The 26,724-nt window shown below is 71.3% G+C and carries 22 protein-coding genes; 12 read left to right on the forward strand and 10 right to left on the reverse strand.

Annotated elements, in window-relative coordinates; translation table 11 throughout:
• Positions 1–66: 66 nt before the first annotated feature.
• Complete coding sequence (locus tag Q0818_RS13920; RefSeq protein ID WP_298876073.1) at positions 67–1,065, forward strand: LacI family DNA-binding transcriptional regulator; 999 nt, start codon at positions 67–69, stop codon at positions 1,063–1,065.
• Between the two features lie 117 nt (positions 1,066–1,182).
• On the opposite strand, the gene Q0818_RS13925 is transcribed toward Q0818_RS13920, so the two are convergent.
• The 3 genes from Q0818_RS13925 to Q0818_RS13935 form a co-directional block, all read right to left on the reverse strand.
• Complete coding sequence (locus tag Q0818_RS13925; RefSeq protein WP_298876076.1) at positions 1,183–2,028, reverse strand: transglutaminase family protein; 846 nt, start codon at positions 2,026–2,028, stop codon at positions 1,183–1,185.
• A gap of 46 nt (positions 2,029–2,074) precedes the next feature.
• Positions 2,075–3,007, reverse strand: a complete 933-nt coding sequence (locus Q0818_RS13930) for an alpha-E domain-containing protein (RefSeq protein ID WP_298876079.1) — start codon at positions 3,005–3,007, stop codon at positions 2,075–2,077.
• Positions 3,008–3,074: 67 nt separating this feature from the next.
• Positions 3,075–4,844, reverse strand: coding sequence for a circularly permuted type 2 ATP-grasp protein (locus Q0818_RS13935; protein WP_298876082.1), 1,770 nt, complete (start codon positions 4,842–4,844; stop codon positions 3,075–3,077).
• A gap of 107 nt (positions 4,845–4,951) precedes the next feature.
• On the opposite strand from Q0818_RS13935, the gene Q0818_RS13940 reads away from it, so the two are divergent.
• Entirely contained in the window at positions 4,952–6,175 is a 1,224-nt protein-coding gene (locus tag Q0818_RS13940; protein ID WP_298876085.1) for a carbamoyl-phosphate synthase large subunit, read from the forward strand.
• Positions 6,176–6,326: 151 nt separating this feature from the next.
• On the opposite strand, the gene Q0818_RS13945 is transcribed toward Q0818_RS13940, so the two are convergent.
• The 5 genes from Q0818_RS13945 to Q0818_RS13965 all read right to left on the reverse strand — a co-directional run bounded on the left by Q0818_RS13945 (position 6,327) and on the right by Q0818_RS13965 (position 12,076).
• Positions 6,327–7,508, reverse strand: coding sequence for a zinc-dependent alcohol dehydrogenase (locus Q0818_RS13945; RefSeq protein ID WP_298876088.1), 1,182 nt, complete (start codon positions 7,506–7,508; stop codon positions 6,327–6,329).
• An 85-nt stretch (positions 7,509–7,593) separates the two neighbouring features.
• Positions 7,594–8,298 (reverse strand): glycosyltransferase family 2 protein, encoded by a 705-nt coding sequence (locus Q0818_RS13950; RefSeq protein WP_298876091.1) that lies wholly within the window; start codon positions 8,296–8,298, stop codon positions 7,594–7,596.
• Between the two features lie 11 nt (positions 8,299–8,309).
• Entirely contained in the window at positions 8,310–9,761 is a 1,452-nt protein-coding gene (locus Q0818_RS13955) for a PIG-L family deacetylase (RefSeq protein WP_298876094.1), read from the reverse strand.
• Positions 9,755–10,807: an acyl-CoA dehydrogenase gene (locus Q0818_RS13960; RefSeq protein ID WP_298876096.1), complete on the reverse strand. Its 1,053-nt coding sequence runs from the start codon at positions 10,805–10,807 to the stop codon at positions 9,755–9,757. The genes Q0818_RS13955 and Q0818_RS13960 overlap by 7 nt, the downstream gene beginning before the upstream one ends.
• A gap of 99 nt (positions 10,808–10,906) precedes the next feature.
• Entirely contained in the window at positions 10,907–12,076 is a 1,170-nt protein-coding gene (locus Q0818_RS13965; RefSeq protein WP_298876100.1) for an alpha/beta fold hydrolase, read from the reverse strand.
• Between the two features lie 162 nt (positions 12,077–12,238).
• On the opposite strand from Q0818_RS13965, the gene Q0818_RS13970 reads away from it, so the two are divergent.
• Positions 12,239–13,792 (forward strand): molybdopterin-dependent oxidoreductase, encoded by a 1,554-nt coding sequence (locus Q0818_RS13970; RefSeq protein ID WP_298876103.1) that lies wholly within the window; start codon positions 12,239–12,241, stop codon positions 13,790–13,792.
• An 85-nt stretch (positions 13,793–13,877) separates the two neighbouring features.
• Here the strand turns inward: Q0818_RS13970 and rocD are convergent, their stop codons facing one another.
• Positions 13,878–15,095 (reverse strand): ornithine--oxo-acid transaminase, encoded by a 1,218-nt coding sequence (gene rocD / locus Q0818_RS13975; RefSeq protein WP_298876105.1) that lies wholly within the window; start codon positions 15,093–15,095, stop codon positions 13,878–13,880.
• A complete protein-coding gene (gene ddaH / locus Q0818_RS13980) occupies positions 15,092–15,988 on the reverse strand; it encodes a dimethylargininase (RefSeq protein ID WP_298876107.1) in 897 nt (298 codons plus the stop codon). Before ddaH ends, rocD begins: the two co-directional genes overlap by 4 nt.
• A gap of 291 nt (positions 15,989–16,279) precedes the next feature.
• Here ddaH and Q0818_RS13985 point away from each other — a divergent pair, with 291 nt between their 5' ends.
• The 9 genes from Q0818_RS13985 to mtnB all read left to right on the forward strand — a co-directional run bounded on the left by Q0818_RS13985 (position 16,280) and on the right by mtnB (position 26,584).
• Positions 16,280–17,275, forward strand: a complete 996-nt coding sequence (locus tag Q0818_RS13985; protein WP_298876109.1) for a LacI family DNA-binding transcriptional regulator — start codon at positions 16,280–16,282, stop codon at positions 17,273–17,275.
• 97 nt (positions 17,276–17,372) lie between these two features.
• Positions 17,373–18,689 (forward strand): extracellular solute-binding protein, encoded by a 1,317-nt coding sequence (locus Q0818_RS13990; protein ID WP_298876111.1) that lies wholly within the window; start codon positions 17,373–17,375, stop codon positions 18,687–18,689.
• A gap of 65 nt (positions 18,690–18,754) precedes the next feature.
• A complete protein-coding gene (locus Q0818_RS13995; RefSeq protein ID WP_298876113.1) occupies positions 18,755–19,630 on the forward strand; it encodes a carbohydrate ABC transporter permease in 876 nt (291 codons plus the stop codon).
• A 21-nt stretch (positions 19,631–19,651) separates the two neighbouring features.
• Positions 19,652–20,527: a carbohydrate ABC transporter permease gene (locus Q0818_RS14000; RefSeq protein WP_298876116.1), complete on the forward strand. Its 876-nt coding sequence runs from the start codon at positions 19,652–19,654 to the stop codon at positions 20,525–20,527.
• A gap of 31 nt (positions 20,528–20,558) precedes the next feature.
• Entirely contained in the window at positions 20,559–23,021 is a 2,463-nt protein-coding gene (locus Q0818_RS14005) for a carbohydrate binding domain-containing protein (protein ID WP_298876119.1), read from the forward strand.
• A gap of 57 nt (positions 23,022–23,078) precedes the next feature.
• Positions 23,079–24,011 (forward strand): glycoside hydrolase family 43 protein, encoded by a 933-nt coding sequence (locus Q0818_RS14010; protein WP_298876122.1) that lies wholly within the window; start codon positions 23,079–23,081, stop codon positions 24,009–24,011.
• A 76-nt stretch (positions 24,012–24,087) separates the two neighbouring features.
• Positions 24,088–25,257: a hypothetical protein gene (locus Q0818_RS14015; RefSeq protein WP_298876124.1), complete on the forward strand. Its 1,170-nt coding sequence runs from the start codon at positions 24,088–24,090 to the stop codon at positions 25,255–25,257.
• The gene (gene mtnC / locus Q0818_RS14020; protein ID WP_298876126.1) at positions 25,254–25,955 is read left to right on the forward strand and encodes an acireductone synthase; all 702 of its coding nucleotides are present in this window, start codon (positions 25,254–25,256) and stop codon (positions 25,953–25,955) included. Before Q0818_RS14015 ends, mtnC begins: the two co-directional genes overlap by 4 nt.
• Complete coding sequence (mtnB, locus tag Q0818_RS14025; protein WP_298876128.1) at positions 25,952–26,584, forward strand: methylthioribulose 1-phosphate dehydratase; 633 nt, start codon at positions 25,952–25,954, stop codon at positions 26,582–26,584. Before mtnC ends, mtnB begins: the two co-directional genes overlap by 4 nt.
• Positions 26,585–26,724: the final 140 nt, after the last annotated feature.

Raw genomic sequence — 26,724 nt, forward strand, 5'->3', positions numbered from 1 at the left:
CGAGAATGAATCGTTTCATCACACGATACCACAGCGCGTCGAACGGTGCGATATCGTCAACGGATCATGGCGGTCAAGATCAAAGACGTCGCGGCTCACGCGGGTGTCTCGGTGGGGACCGTGTCGAACGTCCTCAACGGCCGCGAGACGGTCTCCCCCGCCGCGGTCGAGCGGGTGCGCGCGGCCATCGAGAGCCTCGGCTACGTGCGCAACGACGCCGCCCGCCAGCTGCGCGCCGGTCGCAGCCGCTCGATCGCCCTGATCGTGCTCGACGTCGGCAACCCCTTCTTCGCGGCGGTCGCCCGCGGCGCCGAGGCTCGCGCGGCCGACGACGGCTACGTCGTCCTGCTCGGTTCCAGCGGCGCCGACGGCGATCACGAGCGCCTCTACCTCGACCAGTTCCGCGAGCAGCGCGTCGCCGGGGTCCTCCTCACCCCGGCCGACGCCGGCGGCGACGTGGTCGAGCGTCTGGCGCAGGCCGGCATCCCCGTCGTGCTCGTCGACGAGCACACCGCCGACGCCGAGGTGTGCACGGTGTCGGTCGACGATGTCGAGGGCGGTCATCTCGCCGTCGCCCATCTGCTCGCCCAGGGTCGACGCCGGATCGGGTTCGTCGCCGGGCCCCTCGCGACCCGCCAGGTGGCCGATCGCCTCGCCGGAGCGCGCCGGGCCGTCGCCGAGGTCGAGGGCGCCACGCTCGAGATCATCGAGACGGATGCCATGACCGTCCTCGCCGGCCGCGCCGCGGGCGAACGCCTGCGCGAACGCACCGACCGCCCCGACGCGGTGTTCGCCGCGAACGACCTGCTCGCGGTGGGCCTGCTGCAGGCCCTGACGATGCTCGGCGGCATCCGCGTGCCCGACGACATCGCGCTCGTCGGCTACGACGACATCGACTTCGCCGCGGCGACCGTCGTCCCCCTCACGTCGGTGCGGCAGCCCGCCGAGGCACTCGGGTCGACCGCCGTCGACCTGCTGCTGCGCCAGCTCGACGGCGAGCTCGACCCGTCCGAGCGCCAGGTGCGCTTCCGGCCCGAGCTCGTCGTGCGGGCGTCGAGCGGGTAACCGCCGTCGCGCGGGCTCGATCTTCTGTCGAGCGTCCAAGAAACGCCGCGTGCGACTCGCCCTGAACGGCGTGTCCTGGACACTCGACGGGGTCACGCATGCGACGCGGGACCCGAGTCACGTCTCGCGCGTGATCGTCACCTTCACCTTGAGGTTGCTCTTGCCGGGTCCGGCGTAGACGCCCCGCAGCGGGGGGACGTCGTTGTAGTCGCGGCCGCGGCCCACGAGTACGTGACGGTCGCCGATCTCGATGTTGTTCGTGGGGTCGAAGCCCTGCCAGTCGCCGGCGAACCACTCCACCCACGCGTGCGACTCGCCCGTGACCGCCTCGCCGACCTCGGCCGAGGGCTTCGGGTGCAGGTAGCCCGAGACGTACCGGGCGGGGATGCCGACCTCGCGCAATGCCCCGATCGCGACGTGCGCGATGTCCTGGCAGACGCCCTTCCGGGCCTCCCACGCGTCGATCGCCGTGGAGGTCACGCCCGTGACGCCCTGCATGTACTCGATGGCGTTGCCGATCGCCTCGGCGATGGCGTGCGCGGCCGGACCGGGGCGGTCGTGCTGCGCGGCGATGGATCGGGCCAGCTCGGCCACCTCGGGGTGCGGCATCGTTCGACGGGTCTGCGTCAGCTGCTCGACGGTCGAGATCGAGCGCTCGGCCTCGGCGGCGAGCTGCTCCCACGTGATGTCGGCGTGCTCGATCGGCCGAGGACGCACCTCGACGAGAGAACGCGCCGTGATGGTGAGCGCGGCATGCGGAGACAGGACGTCGAACGCCGCGACCCGCGTGCCGAAGTAGTCGACGTACTGGTTGACCGAGGTCGAGGGCTCGATGTCGAGCGAGGAGCTCAGCACGAACTGACTGTCGGTGGAGTGCGGCAGCATCCGCGCCTCGTTGTAGGAGGCGACGACGTCGCCGGGGTACACGAAGCCGGTCTGGTGCTCGATGCGCAGGCGCTTCATCGCCGACCCCCCGAGGTCATCGCGATCGCCGCGGTGATGGCATCCGTCATGAGATCTCTCCGATCCAGGCCGGCTCCGCCTGCGTGGGGAAGAAGCGCGAACGGATCGCCTCCGACGCCTCGCGCGTGACCGTCTGCACGCGCTGCATGTGCTCGGGCAGCTCCGAGAGGATTTCGCTGACCGGCCGGTACTCGAGGTCGTTGCGGATCTGACCGAGGGCGCGCAGCACCGTGTTGGAGTGCCCGACGCGGTCGGCGCGCGGGTCGATCGCGCTCATGCAGTCCTCCGCCCGCTGGATCGAGTAGATGATCGAGCGCGGGAACAGGCGGTCGAGCAGGAGGAACTCCGCCGCGTTACGGGCGCTCGGCATGCCGCGATACGTGCGCAGGTAGGCCTCGTAAGCGCCGCACGAGCGCAGGATCGTCGTCCACGACGGTCCCGACACCTCGGTCAGCGAGCGGGTCGCGAGCAGGCGCGCGGTCATGTCGGTGCGCTCGATGCTGCGCCCGAGGGTGAAGAACTGCCATGCCTCGTCGCGGTTGGTCGAGGAGTCGACGATGCCGATCGCGAGGGCCGCGCGCTCGCGCACCCACTGGAAGAACTCGTGCACCTTGTCGGTCTGCAGACGCCGTGGCATCCGCGAGTTCGTGGTGTTGAGGATCTCCCACAGTTCGGTCGAGACGATCTCGCGCGCGCGGCGGGCGTTCTCGCGGGCGGCGGTGAGCGAGTAGGCGATGCTCGACGGGTTCATGCGATCGACCGCCAGGCGGGCCAGCACGTCGTCGCGGCGGACGGTGTCGACGTTCTCGGGCCAGGCCGAGCCCATGACGCTCAGCAGCGACCGGCACGCGGTGTCCTCGTCGATCCAGGGGTCCTCGAGCAGCAGCTGCAGGTGCACGTCGAGGATGCGCGCGGTGCCGTCGCTGCGCTCGATGTAGCGCCCGATCCAGAACAGGCTCTCCGCGATGCGGCTCAGCATGAGCACTCCCTACGGTCCCTGAGCTTGTCGAAGGGCCCTGAGCCCGTCGAAGGGTCAGCGATGCGGCTCAGCACGATGCGACTCCCGTTCCCGCTGCGGCCGAGGGCCCTGAGCCCGTCGAAGGGTACTGGCCCCGCTCGAGCGTCTGCTGCTGCTGCTCCGCCTGCGGGCCGTGCTGCACCCCGGCATCCTGCTGCTGCTGTTCCTGCTGGTCGCGGTCGGGGCGATGGTCGCGCGGCGCGGTGGCCGGAGCGGGCTGGCCGTCGTAGATGATCGGAATGGCCTCGGTCACCGCCGCCTGATCGGCGACGAGTCCCGAGACGCCGTTGCCCTGGCCGTACTCGACGTGCGAGGGGGCGGAGCCGCCGACGATCCAGGTGTCCTTCGACCCGCCGCCCTGGCTGGAGTTGACCACGAGCTGTCCCTCGGGAAGCGCCACACGGGTCAGACCTCCCGGGAGCACCCAGATGTCGTCGCCGTCGTTGACCGCGAAGGGACGCAGGTCGGCGTGCCGCGGGCGCATCCCGTCTTCGACGAGGGTCGGGATGGTCGAGAGCATGACCACCGGCTGCGCGATCCAGCCGCGCGGGTCGGCGAGAAGGCGCTTGCGGAGGGCGTCGAGCTCCGCGGGCGAGGCGTCGGGACCCACGACGAGCCCCTTGCCGCCGGAGCCGTCGACCGGCTTGACGACGAGCTCGGGGAGACGGTCGAGCACCTCTTCGAGGGCGCCCGGGTCTTCGAGCCGCCAGGTGTCGACGTTCTTCAGGATCGGCTCCTCGGCGAGGTAGTACCGGATCAGGTCGGGGACGTACGTGTAGAGCAGCTTGTCGTCGGCGACGCCGTTGCCCACGGCGTTGGCGATCGTGACGTTGCCCAGGCGCGCGGCGAGCATGAGCCCCGGGGCACCGAGCATCGAGTCGGCGCGGAATTGCAGCGGGTCGAGGAAGTCGTCGTCGACGCGGCGGTAGATGACGTCGACGCGCTGCGGTCCGCGCGTGGTGCGCATGAAGACCTTGCCGCCCACGCACAGCAGGTCGCGCCCCTCGACGAGCTCGACGCCCATGAGGCGCGCGAGCAGCGTGTGCTCGAAGTACGCCGAGTTGTAGACACCCGGGGTGAGCACGACGATGTTCGGGTCGTCGATCCCGGGCGGGGCCGAGGCCCGCAGGGCGGCGAGCAGCTTGTTCGGGTAGTCGCCGACGGGGCGCACGCGCATCGAGACGAACAGCTCGGGCAGCGTCTGCGCCATGACCCGGCGGTTCGAGATGACGTACGAGACGCCCGAGGGCACGCGCACGTTGTCTTCGAGCACGCGCATCTCGCCGTGCTCGTCGCGGATCAGGTCGATGCCCGACACCTGGATGCGCACGCCGTTGGCGCTGCGGATGCCGGCGGCCTGACGGTAGAAGTACTGCGACGACGAGATGAGACCCGCGGGAAGGATGCCGTCGCGCACGCAGTGCTGGTTGCCGTAGGCGTCGTCGAGGAAGGCCTCCAGCGCGCGGACGCGCTGCTTCACCCCGGCCTCGATGCGCGACCACTCGTCATACGCGATGACGCGGGGCACGGCATCCAGGGGGAAGGGGCGCTCCTCGCCCGCGAAGTCGAAGGTGACGCCCTGGGCCAGGTACGAACTCGCCAGCGACTCGGTGCGACCCCGCAGCTCCTCCTGGGTCATCTGCGCGAGCGTCTGGTACAGCTCCCGGTACGCCTCACGAGAGGGGGCGGCGTCTCCGGCCGAAGCCGGGATGCCGAACATCTCGTCGTACGCCGGGATGCCGGATGCGGTCTTGCGCGGCGCCAGCGTGGAGCCGTAACCGTCGAACAGGTCACCCATGCGACGACTCTACTCAGCGCCGTGTTGCGGGAAGGTTTCCCCCACGCCGGTCGCGGCCCGTGGATAGAGTGACGCCAACGTCCGCCGCAACGACCAGGGGTGCCTCCATGCGCGTGCTCGTCACCAGTTCCCGCAACACGTTCGCTCTCGACCTCATCCGCAAGCTCGGCAGCGTCGGACACACCGTGTTCGCGAGCGACACCTACGACGGCGCGGTGGGCAACCACTCGCGCTTCCTCGCCGGCCACCTCGCCACCCCGTCGCCGCGGTTCGAGACCGACGCCTTCATCGCGGCCGTGAGCGACTACGTCGAGAAGCACGACATCGACGTGATCATCCCCACGTTCGAGGAGGTCTTCTACCTCGCCGCCCGCGTGGCCGACCTGCCCGCGCGCGTGCGCCTGTACGCCGGCAGCTTCGCCGACCTCGCGCGCCTGCACGACAAGGCGAGCTTCCAGCGTCTCGCCCAGGATGCCGGGGTGCCCATCCCCGAGACGGTGGTGGTGACCTCGCCCGAGGAGCTGCGCGAGGCGATCGCCTCGTTCCCGCGCTACTTCGCCCGCGCGGCGTTCTCGCGCGGCGGCGTGGGCCTGCTGACCAACACCGGTCCGCTCGCGGGCAAGATCCCCGTCGAGGAGTGCGTGCCCACTCCCGAGCAGCCGTGGCTCGTGCAGCCCTTCGTCGACGGGCCCATGGTCTGCACGTACAGCGTCGTCGTCGACGGCCGGGTGCAGGCGCACACCACGTACAAGGCCGCCGAGCAGTGGGCGCACTCGACCGCGATCGCCTTCATCGCCGTCGACAGCACCGACACCCTCCGGTACACGCAGCAGCTCGTCGACACCCTCGACCCGGGCTTCACCGGCCAGATCTCGTTCGACTTCGTCGACCACGGCACCGACGCCGCCCCCGACTACAAGATCATCGAGTGCAACCCGCGGCCCACGAACGGCGTCATCCTGCTCGAGGCCGACGACGTCTCCCACGCGATCGAGGGACGACTCGCCGAGCCCGTCGTCGCCGTGCCGGGCACGGAGCGCCAGATCACGCTCGCCGTGCTCGCCGACGCCTTCGCCGAACCGCTCCAGCACCTGCCGAAGACGCTGCACGATCTGCTGCACGTGCGCGACGTGGGCGCGGGCTGGTGGGACGGTGCCGCGATGCTCTGGAGCCCCGCGACGATCGTGCACGGCGCGAAGATCTCGCACGGCGACCGCAAAGAGATCCTCGCCGCCCTCGGCGACGACATCGTCTGGAACGGCGAGCCGATCGAGGGCATGAGCGAAGCGGATGCCGAGGCCCTCGAGGCCGTGCACGCCGGTCGCGTCTGACGCCTCGGAGCCGGGGCACCCGGCTCGCGGCGGCGTGCCGGCGTGCGGAGTCCGCAGCCGACACGCCGGTGCCGACGGCATCCACACGGGGTGGCGCCTGCCGATTCCGCACGAGGGGACACCGCGCCGCACCCGGCGCGGTGTCGGAACCTCAGGTGCCGGGGCGCAGCACGACCTTGATGCAGCCGTCCTCCTTCTTCTGGAACGTCTCGTAGAGGCCCGGCGCGTCGTCGAGGGGCGCGTGGTGGGTGACCAGGTCCATCACGCCGAGCGGGTCGGCGGCGTCTTCGACCAGAGGAAGAAGGTCGTCGATCCAGCGCTTGACGTTGCACTGGCCCATGCGGAAGGCGATCTGCTTGTCGAACATGGTCTTCATCGGCAGCACGTCGGCCTCGCCGGCGTACACCCCGCTGAGCGAAACGGTCCCGCCGCGGCGCACCAGATCGATCGAGGCGTAGACGGCCGCGAGGCGATCGAGACCGGCCTTGTCCATCACCTTCTGCGCGAGGGCGTCGGGCAGGAGCCCCACCGCGCTCTGCGCCAGCTTGACGCCGCCGTTGCCGTGGGCCTCCATGCCGACGGCATCCACGACTCCGTCGGCCCCGCGACCCTCGGTGAGGTCGACGAGTTCGTCGACCACGCTGTCGGTGAGGTCGTAGGTCAGGACGCCGTGACGCTCGGCCATCGCTCGGCGCTCGGCCTCGGGCTCGATCGCGAGGACGCGATACCCCAGGTGCACGCCGATGCGGGCGGCGAACTGTCCGACCGGCCCCAACCCCATCACCGCCAGGGTTCCCCCTTCGGGGACGTTCGCGTACTTCACGCCCTGCCAGGCGGTGGGGACGATGTCGCTGAGGAAGAGGTAGCGGTCGTCGGGCAGGTCGTCGCCGACGCGGATGTGGTTGTAGTCGGCCAGCGGCACGCGCAGGTATTCGGCCTGACCACCAGGGACCTGCCCGTAGAGCTTCGTGTATCCGAAGAGCGCCGCGCCGCTGCCGTACTCCCGCACCTGCGTCGTCTCGCACTGCGACTGCAGACCCCGGCGGCACATGAAGCAGTGGCCGCACGAGATGTTGAACGGGACGACGATGCGGTCGCCGACGGCGAGGTTCGTCACGGCCGATCCCACCTCGACGACGACGCCCATCGGCTCGTGCCCGAGCACGTCGCCCTTGTCGATGAACGGTCCGAAGAGTTCGTACAGGTGCAGGTCGGAGCCGCAGATCGCGGTCGAGGTGATCTTCACGATCGCGTCGGTGGGCTCGAGGATCTGCGGGTCGGGCACCTCCTCGACGCTCACGGTGCGCTTGCCTTGCCAGGTCAGTGCCTTCATGGTGGTGCCTCTCGATCCGGGGGACGGTCAGTCTGCGGTGCCATCCGAGCGAAGCCGAGGTGGTTGACGAACCGCGGATCGTCGGTCACACGCCGGACCCGGCGAGCGGAGGGGCGTCGATCCACGCGTGCACGCGGCGCAGGAACGCGGCGTATCCCGCGGGGGTCCGGCCCGTGAAGCGACCGGAAGTCTCGACCTCGTGCACGTCGCTGGCCTGCTCGCGTGCCCCGAGGGCGCGGATCGCTCCGACGAGGGCGACGTCCTCGTGCGCGGCGAGATCCGGGATGCCGCCCGCCTCGGTGTACGTGCTCGCGCGCACGCCGAGGTTCGCTCCGTGCACGTTGCCGGGTGGCCGGCCGCGGTGGTGCGTCGCGCGCCAGTAGGCCGCGTGCCGCGCGCTGAGGTCGGCGAAGTCGGGACGGACCGTGCCGACCACGAGGTCGATCCCGGCATCCGCCAGATCGAGCTGGTGCGTGAGCCAGTCGCCGGGCACCACCGTGTCGGCATCCGTCATCGCGATCCAGGTGTCGTCATCGGGGGTCGCCAGGCTCGACAGCGCTTGCGCGATCCCCACGCGGCGGGCGGTCCCCACGCGGCGGGCGTCGATGTCGACCGCGTGCACGGGCCACCTCCGCACCTGCGCAGCGGTGCTGTCGCGACACGCGTCGAGCACGACGACGACCACGATCGCGAGGGCGGGATCGCGCTCGCGGGCTCGCGTCACGGCCTGCATCACCGAGGCGAGGCATCGACCGATCAGCGCCTCCTCGTCGTGGGCGGGGATGGCCACCGCGACCGCCCTCACGGGACGAGTCCCGCCTCGGCCGCCACGGAGCGCGCCCCCGAGAGGCCGTACACCTCGAGCGCGAAGTCCTCCTCCTCGTGCCGGACGAGGCGCACGAGGTCGGACCGGGCGGCGAGGGCTGCACCGACGCTGTCACCGTCGCGCGGGTACTCGGCGACGGGATGCCGCCAATGGCAGGCCACGAGGTGCCCGTCGGCGCGCAGCGAGGCGACGGCCGCCGTGAGCCCGCGATCGAGGTCGCCGGCGCCCCAGTAGTACGCGACCTCCGACAGCACCACGAGGTCGAACGTCTCCTCCGGCCAGTCGTCGGGGAGCATCGCACGGCGCAGCTCGACGTGTTCGCGACCCCGCAGACGACGGCGCGCGCGGTCGAGGGCGGCCAGGGCGAGGTCGACGGCGAGCACCCGGTCGCACCGCTCGGCGAGGTGCGCGGTCAGCGCCCCCGTCGAACAGCCGGCCTCGAAGGCGGCGCAGTAGCGGCTCCGGGGCAGGGCCGCCAGCAGCACGGCGCGCTTGCGCTCCTCGTACCAGCGCGAGTCGAAGCCCCAGGGGTCGTCGTGGCGCGCGTACATGTCGTCGAAGTACTCCGGCCCCACGGTGGGCGCTGCCGGCGGCTCTTCCCCCGACGGTGCGGTCGCGGCATCCGTTCCCGAGGCCGAGTCCGGCGTCGGCGCGACGACGCCGGGCACCGGGCCGGGCGCGGGCCGAGGGGCGAAGAACACCTCGGAATCGCGCGCGAAGTGCGAGCGCATCCGCGCGTGGACCGTGGGCTCGTCGCCCGGCGCGGCCGACAGGGGCAGGAGCTGGCTGACGTGCGCCTCGAGGGCGCGGGCCTTGGCGTCCCGGGCCGCGGCGTTCAGGCGCAGGCGTTCCGCATGCGGCCAGGGCACGTCATCCGGACCGCCCCAGTGCCAGAGCCAGATCGGGAAGGATCGGCAGCGGATGCCGCGCTGCGCGCAGACCTGCTCGACGACCTCGCCGACGACGCGGTGGTCGCGGTGCCCGTCGCCGCGCCAGGGCGAGAGGACGAGGACGCGATCCGCGGGCGCCCGGTCGATCGCCCGCTGCAGCGCGCGGGCGATGGCGTCGCGGTGGTCGTCGGTACCGCCGTCGGGGAGTCCGAGGAACAGCGACTCGTTCTCGACGCCCACGATCGACATCGCCTCGCGCAGTTCCCGGCGGCGGACCAGGCCGAGGGTCGCGGGGCTGTGCGTGGGCGAGTCGGGGTGCGACCGCTCGCCGTCGGTCACGACGACGAGATCGATCGGGATGCCACGAGCGGTGGCCGTGGCGAGAAGACCCGCCGCCCCGAGCGTCTCGTCGTCGGGGTGCGCGGCCACGACGACGATGCGGTCGACGTCGAGCTCGAGGGCCGGCAGATCGCGTCGGAGCACGGCGGCCCACACGTCCTCGTCGGTCCCCGGATCGCGGTGGTCGAAGCTCACCACGCTCCGCCTCCCTGCTGGATCTGCGCGCCGATCTCCGCGACGGCGCGATCGGCGTGATGTTGACGCACGTACAGCTGCAGGTCGGCCACCCTCTGGGCGTGCGCGTCGTCGGCGGCGAGGGGGGAGGGACCGAGAGCGTGGGCGGCCTCCGCGAGGGTCGTCTCGACGGCGTCCGCCACGACGCTGCGCGCGCGGGCGGCGCGCAGACGCGCGGCACGGTGGTCGGGGGATGCCGCGCCGAACACCCCCGCCGTCTCGACGAGCACGGCCCGCGCGGCCCACAGTGCCGTGTCGGCCCTGCCCAGGTGCAGCCGGGAGAGCTGATCGGCGCCGGCCGACCCCGCCGCCGCGGCGAGCGCGTCGCGCAGGGGCAGCGCCCCGCCCCACCAGCACGCCGCGACTCCGACACCGCCGTGCGCGAAGCCGGGGCGACGCAGGTACCAGCCGGGCTCCCCGACGGGCTCGGCGACCGCGCCGTCGACGTCCATCGGAGCGCTCACGACCCGGTCCAAGCCGCGCGCGTGCCACGGTCCCGACCGCGCCGACACGGCCGGGTCGCGCAGATCGAGCGCGAAGAGCCGCCGGTGGTCGTCGTCGACCCAGGCGGTGACGAGCGCGTGATCGAGGTCGCCGGCGAGCGAGCACCAGGGTTTGGTCCCGTGGAGTGTCCAGATGTCGGCATCCCGACGCGCCTCCAGGCGCACGCCCGGCCCCTCGGCCGCGAAGACGCCCCAAGAGCCGCTCGTCTCGACGCCGGGGGCGATGCCCGCCTCGCGGGCCTCGTCGAGGATCGCGAGAGCGTCGAGATGGGGCTCCAGGATACGCGCCGCGGCGACGTCGCGAGCGGCGACCGCGGCAAGCAGCTCCCAGGTCGCCGCGAGCGATCGCGGCCGGGGCAGGCCCGTCGCCCAGGCGAGCGTGCCGGCGACATCGGTGCCGAGCCCGGCCACGGCATCCGCCGCTTCGAGGGCCGCGTCAACGTCATCGAGATCGGCCGCACCGGGAGGGAGGAGGAGGGGGAAGCGGGGATGGTCGCCGTCGGTCACTCGGCCACGGTGTGCGCCGAAACCCGATCGGGACAGATCCTTGACACGGCCCGCGCGCCGCGATCTCGCACCGGTGCGCCGTTTCCCGGCGCCCGCGGATCAGCGACGACGCAGCACGCGGGCGCGCAGCAGGGCGTCGAGGCGGGCGACCTGCACGAGGAGAGCCGGGAACGACGCAGAGAGACCGGTGCACGGCAGCCGGTCGAGCGCCGGCTCGTCGCCGGGCAACGCGGCCTGCTGTCCGCGGACGAGCCGCCGGATGGCGTTCAGCAGCGCCATCGGGTGGGTGTCGAGGGCGCTGTGTCCGTTTCGGAGGCGCACGAGCGTGGCATCCGGGGCCGACGCGACCACCCGCTCGGCGATCTCCGGCGGGGTGCGCAGGTCGCGGTCGCCCGAGAGCACGACGAGCGGCCAGTCGAAACCGCGCACGGCGGCGAGCAGGTCGTAGGGCTCTCCCGCGAAGGGCGGGTAGCGCGAGGCGAGGGGCAGGTAGGTGCGCACCGGGTCGAGCGGGTGCCCGTCGGGGGTGCCGCCGTACCCCAGCTCGCGGAAGGCGATCGTGCCCACGAGGTCGAACTCGTAGATGCGCGGGATGTCGGCGATCTCGGCATCGCGCGTGGCGTAGGCGGTCAGCGCCCGCCACGCGAGACCGGGCTCGTGGCGCACGAGCGGGTGGACGAGGTCGGTCCCGCCGAGCTCGTAGGCGGCGCGGACGACGTCGAGCACGATCCGCTCCGACACCCCCGCGGCCACGAGACGCCGGACCCCGCGCGCCATGTCGTCGTCGGCATCCCAGAACAACCCCCGCACCGCGGCGCGCTCGATGTCGAGATCGTGGGCCGACTGCAGGGCCGAGTCGAGCAGCATCGACGCGACCCGTTCCGGATGCCGGGCCCCGAACGCCATCGCGAGATAGCTGCCGTACGACGAGCCGACGATCACCGCGCGGTCGATGCCCTCCGCGTCGAGCACGGCGGCCACGTCGTCGAGCACGGCGGCGATGCGCATCGCCGCGGGCGGGAGCGGACGGCCGCGGAGGTCTCGGCGGGAGCGCCCGATGCCGCGGTGCTCGATCATGATCAGGTCGAGCCCCCCGCGGGCCGCTCGCCGCCGCAGGCCCCGGTACGGCAGCACCGACGCCAGCCCCGGGCCCCCGGGGATCACGACCACGGGCGTCGCCCCGCGCGGCCCGGACCGCACGTAGGCCAGGTCGAAGGCGGGCGCACCGTCCGCGGCCGGGCGCCGGAGGGACCGCAGGCTCTCGCGCATGGGTGAACGCTACCGGTGGTCGCCGCGGTCGGGCCCGGCGGCATCCGGGTTCCCTGCTCCCCCCGGCGCAACCCGTGACGTTCTCGCAGCGACGGATGCCGGTTGGCTGTGAGTTCCGCCCCGCGCGGCGCCCCGGGGCCGGACGCTCTCTAGGCTCCGAACGTGACTCCCGCTCCTTCGCGCCTCCGCGATCTCCCGGCCGTCGTCGCGGGGATCGCCGCGACCGTGCTCGGGGCCGGCCTCGGCGAACTGGCCGCCGCGCTCGTGGCCCCCGCGGCGAGCCCCTTCGCCGTGATCGGGGGCGCGATGATCGACCTCGCCCCGGCGTGGGCGAAAGATCTCGCCATCGACCTCTTCGGCACCGGCGACAAGGCCGCGCTGCTCGTGGGGATCGCGGTGCTGCTGCTGGTGGTCGCCGGGGTGGCCGGAGCGCTGGAGAACCGTCGTCCGCCTTGGGGCCGCCTGGTGCTCGCGGGCCTGGGCGCACTCGGCGCCGTCGTGTCGATGACGCGAGCCGATGCGGGGCTGCTCTCGCCGGTGCCGTCGCTGATCGCGGGGGCGGGAGCAGCGGTCGTGGGCGCCCTGCTCATCGCGCGCCTGCGGCGTCCGCCCCGGCGATCGGTCGCCGACGGCGCCCCCTCGGACGAAGGCGTCACCCGCCGCGGCGTGCTCGCGCTGTCGGGCGTCGCCGTCATGGCCGGGGCCCTCGCCGCCTTCGGGTCGGTCGCGCTGAGTGGCGGTGCCCGAGCGATCAGCGCCGTCCGCTCCGCCCTGCGCCTGCCGAGTCCCGCGACCACGACGACGGTTCCGGATGCCGCCGACCTCGGCATCGACGGCCTCTCCCCCGTCATCACGCCCTCGGCGGACTTCTACCGCATCGACACCGCCCTCGTCGTGCCCCAGGTCGACCCGGCGACGTGGACGCTGCGTGTGCACGGCCTCGTCGAGCAGGAAGTGGTGCTGCGCTGGGACGACCTGGTCGCCCTGCCGCAGAAGGAGACGGTCGCCACACTGGTGTGCGTGTCGAACGAGGTCGGCGGCTCGCTCATCGGCACCGCTCGGTGGCTCGGAGTGCCGATCCGCGACATCCTTGCGCGCGCGAAGCCGACCGCCGAGGCCGACATGGTGCTCTCGCGCTCGGTCGACGGGTTCACGGCATCCAGTCCCCTGGAGGCTCTCACCGACGACCGCGACGCCCTGCTCGCGATCGGGATGAACGGCGAACCGCTCCCCCTCGAGCACGGCTTCCCCGTGCGCATGGTCGTGCCGGGGCTCTACGGCTACGTATCGGCGACCAAGTGGGTGAGCGAGCTCGAGGTCACGCGCTTCGACCGCGCCGAGGGGTACTGGACCCCGCGCGGATGGTCGGAGCGCGGACCGGTCAAGCTGCAGTCGCGCATCGACGTCCCGCGCGCGGGTGCGCAGGTGGCCGCGGGCGACGCGGTCATCGCGGGCGTCGCGTGGCACAACCACGTCGGCGTCGCCGGCGTCGAGGTGCAGATCGATGACGGCCCCTGGCAGCCGGCGACGCTCGCGAGCGCCATCTCGGCCGACACGTGGGTGCAGTGGAGTCTCCCGTGGGATGCCACGACCGGCTCGCACACCGTGCGCTGCCGCGCGATCTCGGCCGACGGCAGCACGCAGACCTCCGACACCGCCCCGCCGGCCCCCGACGGCGCGACGGGCTGGGACGAGACGACGGTCTCGGTCGCCTGACCCCCACGCGTGAGGTGCCAGAATCTGTCGCCGGAGCCGACTCCGAAGCGACGATTCCCGGCACCTCCCGCGATGGCGAGGGCTCTCAGGCCGCGAGCACGTGCTTCAGCTGCTCGACGGCCCAGTCCAGCTCGGTCGCCCGGATGGTGAGGGGCGGGGCGATGCGGATGGTCTGACCGTGCGTGTCTTTGACGAGCACTCCGCGCGCGAGGAGCTTCTCGGCGATCTCGCGGCCCGTGCCGACGGCGGGGTCGATGTCGACCCCGGCCCACAGCCCCGCGATGCGCACCGCGGTCACGCCGTGGCCGATCACCGTCTGCAGGTTCTGCTCGAGGTGCGCGCCCAGCGCCTTCGCGCGGGTCTGGAATTCCCCGGATGCCAGCATCTCGACGACCCGCAGACCGACGGCGCACGCGAGCGGGTTGCCGCCGAAGGTCGACCCGTGCTCGCCCGCGCGGATGACGCCGAGCACGTCCTCGTTCGCGACGACCGCCGACAGGGGCAAGATGCCGCCGCCCAGCGCCTTGCCGAGCAGGTACAGGTCGGGGACGACGCCCTCGCGGTCGCACGCGAACGTCTCGCCCACGCGACCGAGACCCGACTGGATCTCGTCGGCGATGAACAGCACGTCGTTCTCGGTGCAGATCTCGCGCACACGGCGGAGGAACCCGTCGGGCGGGATGACGACGCCCGCCTCACCCTGGATGGGCTCGAGGAGTACCGCGGCGGTGTTCTCGTCGATCGCCGCGGCGATGGCATCCGCGTCTCCGTAGGGCACGTGCACGAAGCCGGGCGCGTAGGGACCGAAGTCGTCGTGCGCGGTGGGGTCGTCGCTGAAACCGACGATCGTCGTGGTGCGGCCGTGGAAGTTGCCGTTGGCGACGATGATGGTCGCGGCGTCGGGGGCGATGCCCTTCGTGCGGTAGCCCCAGGCTCGGGCGACCTTGATGCCGGTCTCGACCGCCTCGGCGCCGGTGTTCATCGGCAGCACGAGGTCTTTGCCGCACAGCTGCGCGAGCGCGGTGGCGAAGGGCCCCAGCCGGTCGTTGTGGAACGCGCGGCTGGTGAGCGTCAGCCGCTCGAGCTGCTCGCGGGCGGCGGCGAGGATCGCGGGGTGGCCGTGCCCGAAGTTCAGTGCCGAGTAGGCCGACAGCAGGTCGAGGTAGCGCTTGCCCTCGACGTCGGTGACCCACACGCCCTCAGCGCGCGCGGCGACGACCGGCAGCGGGTGGTAGTTGTGCGCGACGTGCGCTGCCTCGGCGGCGATCAGCTGCGCGCCGAGGTCATCGACGGCGGTGCTCATCGGGCGCTCCCGCGCAGTTCGAGCGTGCAGCACTTGATGCCGCCGCCGCCGAGCAGCAGCTCGGACAGGTCGACCATGACGGGGGTGTAGCCGCGCTCGCGCAGCTGCGCCTCGAACCCCACCGCGCGCGGCGAGATGATGACGTTCTTGCCATCGCTGGCGGAGTTGAGTCCGAACACCGCGCCGTCGGCATCCGAGACCCGGATGGCATCGGGGTAGCGCTCGCGGAGGATCGCCTGGCTGCGCTCGTCGAACGCGGTGGGCAGGTAGGCGATGTTGGCCTTGTCGACACCACCCGGGCCCTCGACCGGGTCGAGCACCGAGATCGCGGTGTCGAGGTGGTAGAACCGCGGGTCGGTCAGCGTCAGCGACACGACCTCGCGCGAGAACACCTCGCCGACCTCGCGGTGGCTGTCGCCCGTCGAGCGGAAACCGGTGCCCGCGAGGATGGTGTCGCCGACGAGCAGGAAATCGCCCTCGCCCTCGTTGACCTCGACCGGCTCGGCGACCTCGAAGCCGTTGGCCGCGAACCAGTCGATGAACGCGGGGGCCTCGGCGGCCCGCTCGCGGAAACGGAACTTCGGGCCGTAGGCGATGCCGTCGATCACGAAGCCGCCGTTGGCGGTGTAGACCATGTCGGGCAGGCCCTCGAGCGGGTCGATGAGCTCGATCTCGTGCCCGAGCGCCACGTACGTGTCGTGGAGCGCCTGCCACTGCCGCACGGCGAGCGCGGTGTCGGTGGGGCGCGAGGGCTCCATCCACGGATTGATGCTGTAGCTCACCGTGAAGTGCTCGGGCCGGCACATGAGGTACCGGCGGTGCTGCTGGACGCGCTCGGCGCCCGTCGCGGGGGCCGCGTTCGACGTGGGCGCGGCGGTGGGGGTAGCGGACATCTCTGCTCCTCGGAGGAAAGGTGCGGCGGACGCTGTCCTGGGGCTCGGTGGCCCTTCGAACCCGGCGGCATCCGGGGATGCCGTGCGGGGAAAGGTCGGTCCGAGCACGCCGTGGCCATTGTCTCATGGGGGCGCGCGAAGGCGGGAGAACGCGCGGCAGCGGCGCACGCCGAGGCCGTCGGAGCACACCCGCCCGCACCCGTCATCCCCTGGCGTACGGCGAGGCGATTGGTACGCTCCAAAGATGTGCACACGAGCGGGCGGGAAGGGATGACGGGCGCGCGGCGACGCGTGACGCTGGAGCACGTCGCGGCCGAGGCCGGGGTGTCCAAGAGCAGCGTCTCGAACGTCATCCGCAACCATCCGCACGTCCGCGAAGAAGTGAAGACGCGGGTGAATGCCGCGATCGAGAAGCTCGGTTACCGACCGCAGGCGATCGGTCAGAACCTCGTTTCGGGGCGTACGGGACTGGTGGCCCTGGCCATCCCCAATTTCGCGCAGCCGTACTTCGCCGAGATCGCCCGAGCCGCGGTGGCCGCCGCCGATGAGCTCGGCATGCGCCTGCTCGTTCAGCAGACGGACAACCTCCTCGCCAAGGAACGGGAGGCGGCGGACGCCTGGAACCTCGGCGCCGCCGACGGCTTGATCTTCAGCCCGTCCGTCATCTCGGACGACGAGATCGAGAGCCGACGTGCGGGCATGCCGCTGGTCCTCCTCGGCGAGCGCTCCCGGCTCACCACGGTGGACCGCGTCGGCATCGACTCCGTGCGCATCGCCGAGATAGCCACCGGGCATCTGATCGCGCAGGGTCGCACGCGCATCGTCATGATCGGCGAGAAGACCTCGGGCGACCAGTTCGTCGTGTCCGAGCGCGAAGAGGGCTTCCACCGCGCCCTCGCCGAGGCCGGATTGAGCGAGGCCAGCCCGATCGGCGCCGTCGACGATTGGACGCGCCGAGACGGTTCCGACGCCGTCGACGCCCTCGTCGCCTCCGGTCACGCCTTCGACGCGCTCTTCTGCGCGAACGATCTGCTGGCGCTCGGTGCACTGTCCGCCCTGCACCGACACGGCCTCCGGGTCCCGGAGGACGTCGCCGTCATCGGCGTCGACGACATCGAGGATTCGCGGTACGCCGCGCCCGCTCTCTCCACCGTCTTCATCGACAAGACGTGGATGGCGCGTGAAGCGATTCGGCTGATCACGAAGCAGATCCAGAACGCCGACGCGCAACCCGAGCAGCTCAGCGTCCCCTACCGCCTCATCCCTCGCGCCTCCACCTCGGCGTAACGGCGCTTGACACCCACCGCCGGAGGCGTGATGATCAGTGTCGTTCCAGTTTGGAGCGCTCCAAACCCTCGTCACATTTCTCAATGGAGAGCACGCGATGCACCAGCACACCCGAGCCGTTCGTTCCGGCATCCACCCCTCCTCCGCCTTCCGTCGCGGCAAGACCGTCGTGGCGGTCGTCCTCGGCGCGACCCTCCTGCTGACCACCGCGGGATGCAGCACGGCGTCCGGTACCGCCACCGGCGAGGGCGGCAAGACCGTCCTGAAGGTCTACGGATGGAAGGGCGGCGACGCGGAGCCCGCCAACATCAGCGAGATCAACGACGCGTTCGAGAAGGCCAACCCCGACATCGACCTGCAGTTCGAGTTCGTCCCCGCCAACGACAAGTACACGCAGCGCGTGCAGCCGGAACTGCTGGCGGGCAATGCCGCCGACGTCATCATGACCGACTCCGCCAAGGTCCAGGACTGGGGATCGTCGGGATACCTCGAAGACCTCTCCTCGGATGAGTGGACCTCCGGGGTCCGCCCGGAGGTGACGCCCTTCATCCAGAACGAGGGAACGACCTACGCCCTGCCGATGGAGGTCATCGGCATCTCCCTCTACGCCAACAACGACCTGCTGAAGAAGGCCGGCGTCGACGCGATCCCCACCACCTGGCCGGAGTTCGACGCAGCCCTGCAGAAGGCGAAGGATGCCGGCATCACGCCGCTCTCTCTGCCGAACAAGGGCGGCTGGACGGGCGCCTCCGCACTGAACGCGATCGCCGCCTCGCTCGTCTACAAGCAGAACCCCGATTTCGATCAGCAGTTCCTCGACGGGAAGGCCTCGTTCGCGTCCTGGAAGAGCTCGGCTCAGCAGCTGATAGACCTCCAGTCCAAGGGCTACGTCGACTTCGCCAGCGAGCTCGGCATCGACGAGTGGAGCACCGGCATCTCCGACTTCGAGGCGGGTAAGAGCGCGTTCTACGTGCAGGGCGCCTGGAACCAGTCCGCGTTCGAGAAGGCGGGCCTGAACGACTCGTTCATCCCGTGGCCGGCCGAGGCGTCGGGCGACTCCAACGCCAACCTGTTCGTCGGCACCATGTGGAGCATCAACGCCGCGTCGAAGGTGAAGGACGCCGCCGAGAAGTACGTCGACTTCTGGGCAGACAGCGCCAACGCCTCCCCGTTCCTCGAGGCGGAGAACGCCGTGTCGCCCTTCAGCGAGGGGACGAGCCCGTCCACCGACGCGACGAAGGCCTTCGTGGATGCCGTGGACAAGGGCGACTACCGCATCCTGCCCTCGAACACCTGGTTCAGCGCCGCCGGCGAGAAGGCCATGCAGCAGGAGGTCCAGGCCCTCTGGCTCGGCCAGCAGGACATCGATCAGACGCTGCAGAACCTCGACAAGAAGCTCGCGCCCACCGGCTGACGATCCTCGGCAGGACCGGGTGAAACCCGAACCACCCGGTCCTGCCGACCCCCACGGAGACGACGATGATCCACCGCAAACCTCTGACCGCTGCCCTCTTCCTCGCCCCCGCCCTCGCGGTCTACCTCGTGATCGTGGCCTATCCCCTCGTGCAGGGGATCGCGCTGAGCCTCACCGACAGCAAGGTCGGCAACGCGGGCCACTTCATCGGCGCCGCCAACTACGCCAAGCTCGCCTCCGACGGCGACGTGCTGCGGGCGCTGGCGATCACGGTCGCCTACGCCGCGGTGGTCGTGGTGTTCCAGAACGGCATCGGACTGCTCCTCGCGCGCGCCCTGTACAACCGACCCCGCGTGCGCCGCGTGGGCAACACCCTCATCCTGATCCCCACGCTCATGTCGGCCGTGATGGCGGCGTTCATCTGGAACTCGCTGCTCTCGCCCGACGGGTCGATCAACAGCCTCCTCCGCGCCATCGGACTCGATTCCCTCACGCGGGTCTGGCTCGGCGACCCGGACACCGCCCTCTGGGCGATCGCGCTGGTCAACATCTGGATGTTCGCGGGGTACTCGGCATCCATCTTCCTCGCGGGCTACATGAACCTGCCGGCCGATCTGCTCGACGCGGCGCGCGTGGACGGGGCCTCCGGATGGCAGCGCTTCACCGCCGTGGAGTGGCCCCTGCTGGCGCCCGCGCTCACGGTGAACATCACGCTGTCGCTCATCGGCTCGCTCAAGGTCTTCGAGCTGCCCCTCGTGATGACCAACGGCGGTCCGGCCGGATCGACCACCACCCTGACGATGCTCATCTTCTTCAAGATCTTCGGCGGCCAGGGCAGCTTCGCCTACGGCGCGACCATCGCCACCCTCCTCCTCGTGGTCGTCGTCGTAATCGCCAGCACGACCCAGGCCCTGCTTCGCCGCCGCGAAGATCGCATCTGACACGGAAACGGCCCGAACACCATGACTGTCTCCCCCGCCGCCCGCGGCATCTCCTCCGCCCGTCGTCGAACGACCCGGCGACCCGTCTCGGCGCTCATCGGCGACGTGGCCCTCGTGATCACGATCGCCCTCATCGTCGCGCCGTTCGTCTACACGGTGATCGCCTCGCTGCGACCCGCCGCAGACATCATCGCGGACCCGCTGGGCCTGCCCACCCGGATCACGCTCGAGAACTTCGCCAACGCCTTCGCGAAGATGAACTACGCCCAGGGCGTCGTGAGTTCCACCGTCGTCCTGCTCGGCTCGCTCCTGGTCACGATCCTGCTCGGGGCGCTCGCCGCCTACCCTCTGGCCCGCATCACCCGCCGCTGGACGACGTGGACGTACCGCCTGTTCATCGCGGGATCGACCGTGCCGATCTTCGTCCTCATCGCGCCGCTCTACCTGCTGCTGCGCGATCTGGGACTGCTCAACAGCTACCAGGGACTGATCCTGACGTACGCGGCGATCAACCTCCCGGTGGCGATCTTCTTCTACACGTCGTTCTTCCGGCAGATCCCCCTCGAGCTCGAAGAGGCGGCGGCCCTCGACGGCGCGAGCGCGATCCGCACGTTCTTCGTCGTGCTCTTCCCGCTGCTGCGTCCGATCACCGCCACCCTCGCGACCTTCCTCACGATCACCGTCTGGAACGACCTGGTCGTGCCGCTCGTGTTCGTCCAGAACCCCGCACTGAAGACCGTGATGGTGAACGCGTACTCGCTGATCGGCAGCTACTCCCTCGATCCCTCGCTGCTGTTCCCGGCGGCGCTCCTGGGCGTCGCACCCCTGCTCGTCGTCTTCGTGATCCTCCAACGGCAGGTCGTCGCGGGCCTGACCATGGGCGCCGTGAAGTCCTGACCCCCCTCCTGACAAGAAAGGCAAGAAGACAATGACGTCCTCCCTCCCGCTCCGCCCCCGAGCGATCGCCCTGGCGATGCTCGGAGCCCTCACCCTCTCGATAGCCCCCGTCATCGCCGCCCCCGCCTCGGCCGCCTCGACCGCCTACTACGTCGACTGCTCGGCCTCCACCAACGGAACGGGGTCGTCGGCGTCGCCCTTCAACGCGGTCGCGTCCGTCAACGCCCTCGTCCTCGGCCCCGGCGACAGCGTGCTGTTCAAGTCGGACACCACCTGCACCGGCCAGCTCTCCCCCACCGGCTCGGGCAGCTCGGCATCCCCGATCCAGATGAGCGCCTACGGCACCGGGGCGAAGCCGATCATCGACGCCGGCGGCGCGGTGGGCCCGGTGATCCACCTGGTCAATCAGCAGCAGTGGGAGATCTCGAACCTCGAGCTGCGAAACGCGGCGACGACCCCCGCGTACCGGTCCGGCATCCTCGCCGAGAACTCCTCCGGAGGAGTTCTGACCCACCTCGAAGTCACCGGGATGACGATCCGCAACATCAGCGGGTACTCCGGCGGCTGGTACGCCACGAACGCGGGCGTGGGCGTGCAGACGAACCACACCTCGACCGTCTCCACCTGGGACGACATCACCATCTCGAACAACACGTTCGACCATGTCGACCGCATCCCCGTGGCCGTCACCCCCGACCGCGACGGTCAGGGCACCGGCCTGAGCACGAACGTGCGCATCCAGTCGAACACGATGCGCTACTCCGGCGGCGACGACATCCTGGTCGTGAAGGGCCAGGGCGCTCTCATCGACGGCAACGACACCGCCTACGGCGGCGCGAAGTCGCTCACGCAGTGCCCCCCGAGCGGCCAGTACTGCAACGGGGCCTCCGCGTCCATCTGGATGTCGGGCAGCAACGACACCGTCGTGCAGAACAACTCCGCGGTCTGCTTCGTCAACGAGGCCGACGGGCAGGGCTACGACGTGGACTGGGGCAACCACAACACGACGTTCCAGTACAACTACTCGCGCAACAACCGCGGCGGATTCATCCTCGTGATGCCGCCGATCAACGTCCCGGGCGAGCCCACATCGACCGTTCCGAGCGACGGCACGATCATCCGGTACAACGTCAGCGAGGACGACACGAACACCGGTCCCTGCCCGCTCCAGCCCGCGTCGCAAGGGCCCAAGGACGTCATCCACTTCGCCGGCGGCATCCCGAACCGTACGAACTCCGCCACCGCGCAGCCGGACATCTACAACAACACGATCTTCATCCCGTCCGGACGCACGACCTACGTCACCGGAAGCCGCAGCGGCGTGAGCGCCAGTGGTTCCTACAAGTTCCGCAATAACCTCGTCGTCAACTTCGGCACGGGCGGGTACGTGCAGACCACCGGGTCGGTCTACGCGAACAACCTCCTCTACGGCAACCCGCACTCCACCGCCCCGACGACCGGCACGATCACGCTGGATCCGCAGCTCACGGGGCCGCTCCCCACGGCGTCGCAGACCTCCACGGGCGCGTCGTCGTTCCGCATCCGTCCGTCGTCTCCTGCGCTGGCTCGCGGTGTGGCGATCGCGAGCAACGGCGGCCGTGACTTCGCGGGCACCGCGATCGGAACGGTCCCCTCCATCGGCGCCTACGAGCAGCCCGTCGACAACCTCGTCACCAACCCCGGCTTCGACACCGGCAGCCTCGCGGGGTGGACGATCAGCGGGAGCGGCACCGCGTCGACGGCGAACACGTCGGACTTCGTCAACGGAACCGCGTCGGTGAAGACGGGCGCCGCCAACAGCGGCGTGCAGCAGACGGTCTCGGGACTCACGCCGTCGACGACCTACCTGCTGACCGCGTCGACCAAGGTCGCCACCGCCGGAGAGCAGATCGCCCTGGGCGCGAAGGGCTTCGGCGGCACCGAGACCTTCAGCCGTTCCACCGCCACCACATGGGCCCCCGCCACCGTCCTGTTCACGACCGGAGCGTCCTCGACATCCGCCACGATCTACTGCTACAAGAACAGCGGGTCCGGCACGGGGTCCTGCGATGCGTTCAGCCTCCAGCCGGTGACCTCGCCCGCGAACCCGATCGCCAACCCGGGCTTCGAACAGGGGTCGCTCGGCTCGTGGTCGGCGTCGGGATCGGGGACCGCCGCGACCGTCACGACCGCGGCCGCCGCGACCGGCTCGTACGGACTGCAGACCGGAGCCGCGAACTCGGGTGCGCAGCAGACCATCACGGGCCTGGCGCCGGGGACGTCCTACGTCCTCACCGCCTCGCTCCGCGCGGCCTCGGGTGAGGAGATCGCCCTCGGGGTGAAGGGAACGGGCGCGGCCGAAACGTTCCAACGCGTCGGCGGTGCCCTCTACGGGCCGGCGACCGTGACGTTCACCACCGGCACCACCGTCACGAGCGCGACCGTCTACTGCTACAAGAACAGCGGCTCCTCCACGGGTGCGTGCGACGACATCCGCCTGACCCGTCTGGGTTGACCTCTCGGGAGGGGGACCGACGGTCCCCCTCCCCCGCCCGAAGAAAGCACGCTCCACATGCCGCACCTCGCCGAGCTCCGCATCCGCGATCCGTTCATCCTCCGCTTCGAGGGGAGGCTCCTCCTCTTCGGGACCACGGATGCCAACCCGTGGGACGGCCCCGGTTCGGGCTTCGACCGCTACGAGAGCACCGACGGGGAGCACTGGGACGGTCCGTTCGCGGCCTTCCGCCCGCCGACGGACTTCTGGGGGCGCACGCAGTTCTGGGCCCCCGAGGTGCATCTGTACCGCGGCCGCTGGTGGATGTTCGCCACCTTCGCCGACGGCGACGGCGGCCGCGGCACCCAGGTGCTGACGGCCGACAGCCCCGACGGCGCGTTCCGGCCGTGGTCGGAGGGGCCGGTCACACCGCGCGGCTGGATGTGCCTCGACGGCACTCTCCACGTCGATGACGTGGGGGACCCCTGGCTCGTCTTCTGCCACGAGTGGCTGCAGGCGGGCGACGGCCTGATCTACGCACAGCGGTTGACGGCGGACCTCACCGCGAGCGAGGGCGAGCCGCACCTGCTCTTCGCCGCCTCCGACGCCCCCTGGGCGCGCCCGTTCCGCAACACCGACACCGGGTACGAGACGAGCGCGTACATCACCGACGGCCCCTACCTGTTCCGCGACGAGCACGGGCTGGCGATGGTGTGGTCCAGCGGCGGCGACGGCGGGTACTCGGTCGGTCTCGCCCGAAGCGCGTCGGGGCGCATCCTCGGCCCCTGGGCCCACCAGCGTCACCCCCTCGTCGACTCGGACGGCGGGCACGCGATGGTCTTCGACGGAGGAGAGGGACTGTCGCTGGCGTTCCATCAGCCCAACGACGTGCCCCGGGAGCGCCTGCGCGTAAGCGCCCTGATTCCCGAACGCGACGGATACCGGCTCGGCGACGGGGAGGGAACCGCGTCCGGGATTGCGGGCACGGCCGTCTCGCCCGTCCTCCCCTGAGGCATCGGGTCGCCGCCGCCGTCGCACGACGTCATGCGCACCACCGCGACACCGGCGACATGGGAGGATGGCGGCGATGTCTGCCACGCTCGAGAATTCCGTCGTCCTCGACGAGGCCGCAGGCGTCGTCCGCATCCTCGACCGCCGCATCTTCCCCGCTCGGATCGAATGGGTGGATGCCACGACCCCCGACGAGGTCGCGACGGCCATCCGCGACATGGTGACGCAAAGCTCGGGTCCGCTCTACGCCGCGACGGCCGGCATGGCACTGGCCGCTCTGCAGGCGCGGGGGCTCCCCCTCGCCGAGGCGCGCACCGCCCTGGGCCGCGCCGGCCGGGCGCTCGCCACCGCGCGGCCCACGAACGCGCATCCGCGCGACGCCGTCGCCCGCATCCTCGCCGCCGGTCGCGACGCCGACGACACCGGGGCGCTCGTGGACGTCACACTGCAGACCGCCGCCGCCGTCGACCGCGACTACCGCGAGGCGAGTCTGCGCCTGGGCCGCGCCACGCTGTCGCTGCTGCCCGAGTCGCCGCGCATCCTCACCCACTGCTGGGCCGACGCCTACCTGTTCGGTCTCGTCGCCGCCGCCCGCGAGGCCGGCCGCGAGATCGAGTGGATCGCGACCGAGACGCGCCCCTACCTGCAGGGTGCGCGCCTGACCGCCCACTCGCTGCGCGAACTCGACCAGAAGGTCACGCTCATCACCGACGGCATGGCCGCCGCCGCCCTCGCCTCTCCGCGCGGGGTCGGATCGGGCCCGATCGACGCGGTCGTGACCGCGGCCGACCGGGTCGCCCTCGACGGTTCGGTCGTCAACAAGGTCGGCACCCTGGCCCACGCGGCCGCGGCGGCGGCCTTCGGCATCCCGTACATCGCGATGGTCGAGGCCCCCGATCCGGGAGCGCCGACCGGCGACGACATCGTCATCGAAGACCGCGATCCGCGCGAGGTGCTCGAGGTGCTGGGGCAGCGCACCGCGAGCCCGCTCGTCACCGACGCGTGGTACCCCGCCTTCGACGTCACCCCGCCGCGCCTGGTGACGCGCATCGCGACCAGTCGGGGCACGTTCGAGCCCGCGCGAGTGGGCGAGCACTTCGCCGCCGACGCCGACGCCCCGGTTCCGGCATCCCCCGTCGTCCGACGCCGCTCCCCCGAGCAGCCGGCCCCCGTGGCCGCCACCGTGCAGCCCGACACGATCGCGTTCCGTCCCGTGTCCCCCACCCCCGATGAGGACCCCCAATGACCCGCATCTCCGCCGACGTCGTCGTGCTCGACATCGAGGGCACCACGAGCGCCGAAGGCTTCATCCTCGGCGACCTCTACGACTACGCCCGACCGCGCCTCGACGAGGTGCTCGGACGCGACGACGACACCGTCCGCGGTGCCCGCGCCGACGCGATCGCCGAGACCGGCCTGGATGCCGACGCCACCGACGCCGAGATCGCCGAAGCGCTGCGCGGGCTCATGGCATCCGACGTCAAGTCGACGCCACTGAAGACCCTGCAGGGCATCATCTGGGCCGAGGGCTTCGCCGCGGGCGAGATCCACTCGCAGTTCTTCGACGACGTCCCGCCGCGCCTGCGTGCCTGGCAGGCTGACGGCATCCGCCTCGCGGTGTACTCCTCGGGGTCGATCGCGTCGCAGGTGCCGTGGTTCCGTCACGCGCCGCAGGGTGATCTGACCGTGCTCGTCGAGGACTTCTTCGACACCGTCAGCGCCGGCCCGAAGAAGGAAGCGGCGTCGTACGACCGCATCGCCTCCGCCCTCGGCGTCGCGCCCGACCGGGCGCTGTTCCTCACCGACCACCCCGACGAGGTCGCCGCCGCCCGCGCGGCGGGCTGGCAGGTCGTCGCGCTGGACCGCGCCGGGGAGCCGTGGGCCGGGTCCGACTTCGGAGCGGATGCCGTGGCATCCTTCGACGAGATCGAGATCGCCCGATGAAGCTCCCCCTCGCCGCCCGGGTGCAGGAGGCCGGCGCCGCCCTCGCCGCCGAGGCCTCGCGTTTCTCGGGCTACGGCTGGATGCGCGGCACCTCCGGCAACCTCTCGATCGTGCTCGACCGCGACCCCCTGGTGCTGGCCGTGACCGCGTCGGGCCTCGACAAGTCGGAGCTCACCGATCGCGACGTCGTGCTGATCGACGCCGACGGCGAGGCGCTCGACTCCGACGACCCGCGTCCGCCGTCTGCGGAAGCGGGGCTGCACGCCCACATCGCCGCGCGCACCGGCGCGGGCGCGGTGTTCCACGTGCACGCGTTCGACGCGGTCGTCGCCGGGCACCGGTGGCCGGGCGGCGTCGAGATCCGCGACATGGAGATGCTGAAGGGCATCGGCCACCGCGCGCACGACGAGACCGTGACGATCCCGGTCATCGCCAACGACCAGGACATGCGCGTCGAGGCCGCCCGCTTCGACGAGGTCTACGTCGCGGCCACCGCCGAGGTGCCCGAGGTGCCCGCGCTCATCGTCGCGAACCACGGCATGTACGCGTGGGGCGCCGACGTCGCCGCGGCCCGCCGCCACCTCGAGATCACCGAGTGGCTGCTGCGCTTCGCCGTCGCGACGCGCTGACGCGTCGGCATCCGCCCCGGCGTGCTGTCGGGCTTTCGTCCTGGCGCGCTGTCGGGCATCCATCCCGGCGTGCTGCCCGAGCGGCCCGATAAACGCTCGCTGTGCTGAGAAACGCTCACCCAGCGCGTTTCCCGGCACAG

The sequence above is a fragment of the uncultured Microbacterium sp. genome, from assembly GCF_947489255.1.
GTDB classification, from domain to species: domain Bacteria; phylum Actinomycetota; class Actinomycetes; order Actinomycetales; family Microbacteriaceae; genus Microbacterium; species Microbacterium phycohabitans.

What these genes read in the sequence shown, in the direction of transcription:
- ddaH (WP_298876107.1), bottom strand. Translation starts at nt 15,988, where the DNA reads ATGTCCGCTACCCCCACCGCCGCGCCCACGTCGAACGCGGCCCCCGCG.
- Q0818_RS13930 (WP_298876079.1), bottom strand. Translation starts at nt 3,007, where the DNA reads ATGCTGAGCCGCATCGCGGAGAGCCTGTTCTGGATCGGGCGCTACATC.
- Q0818_RS14000 (WP_298876116.1), top strand. Translation starts at nt 19,652, where the DNA reads ATGACTGTCTCCCCCGCCGCCCGCGGCATCTCCTCCGCCCGTCGTCGA.
- Q0818_RS13920 (WP_298876073.1), top strand. Translation starts at nt 67, where the DNA reads ATGGCGGTCAAGATCAAAGACGTCGCGGCTCACGCGGGTGTCTCGGTG.
- Q0818_RS14005 (WP_298876119.1), top strand. Translation starts at nt 20,559, where the DNA reads ATGACGTCCTCCCTCCCGCTCCGCCCCCGAGCGATCGCCCTGGCGATG.
- Q0818_RS13945 (WP_298876088.1), bottom strand. Translation starts at nt 7,508, where the DNA reads ATGAAGGCACTGACCTGGCAAGGCAAGCGCACCGTGAGCGTCGAGGAG.
- Q0818_RS13990 (WP_298876111.1), top strand. Translation starts at nt 17,373, where the DNA reads ATGCACCAGCACACCCGAGCCGTTCGTTCCGGCATCCACCCCTCCTCC.
- Q0818_RS13940 (WP_298876085.1), top strand. Translation starts at nt 4,952, where the DNA reads ATGCGCGTGCTCGTCACCAGTTCCCGCAACACGTTCGCTCTCGACCTC.
- mtnC (WP_298876126.1), top strand. Translation starts at nt 25,254, where the DNA reads ATGACCCGCATCTCCGCCGACGTCGTCGTGCTCGACATCGAGGGCACC.
- mtnB (WP_298876128.1), top strand. Translation starts at nt 25,952, where the DNA reads ATGAAGCTCCCCCTCGCCGCCCGGGTGCAGGAGGCCGGCGCCGCCCTC.
- Q0818_RS14015 (WP_298876124.1), top strand. Translation starts at nt 24,088, where the DNA reads ATGTCTGCCACGCTCGAGAATTCCGTCGTCCTCGACGAGGCCGCAGGC.
- Q0818_RS13935 (WP_298876082.1), bottom strand. Translation starts at nt 4,844, where the DNA reads ATGGGTGACCTGTTCGACGGTTACGGCTCCACGCTGGCGCCGCGCAAG.
- Q0818_RS13965 (WP_298876100.1), bottom strand. Translation starts at nt 12,076, where the DNA reads ATGCGCGAGAGCCTGCGGTCCCTCCGGCGCCCGGCCGCGGACGGTGCG.
- Q0818_RS13925 (WP_298876076.1), bottom strand. Translation starts at nt 2,028, where the DNA reads ATGAAGCGCCTGCGCATCGAGCACCAGACCGGCTTCGTGTACCCCGGC.
- Q0818_RS14010 (WP_298876122.1), top strand. Translation starts at nt 23,079, where the DNA reads ATGCCGCACCTCGCCGAGCTCCGCATCCGCGATCCGTTCATCCTCCGC.
- rocD (WP_298876105.1), bottom strand. Translation starts at nt 15,095, where the DNA reads ATGAGCACCGCCGTCGATGACCTCGGCGCGCAGCTGATCGCCGCCGAG.
- Q0818_RS13995 (WP_298876113.1), top strand. Translation starts at nt 18,755, where the DNA reads ATGATCCACCGCAAACCTCTGACCGCTGCCCTCTTCCTCGCCCCCGCC.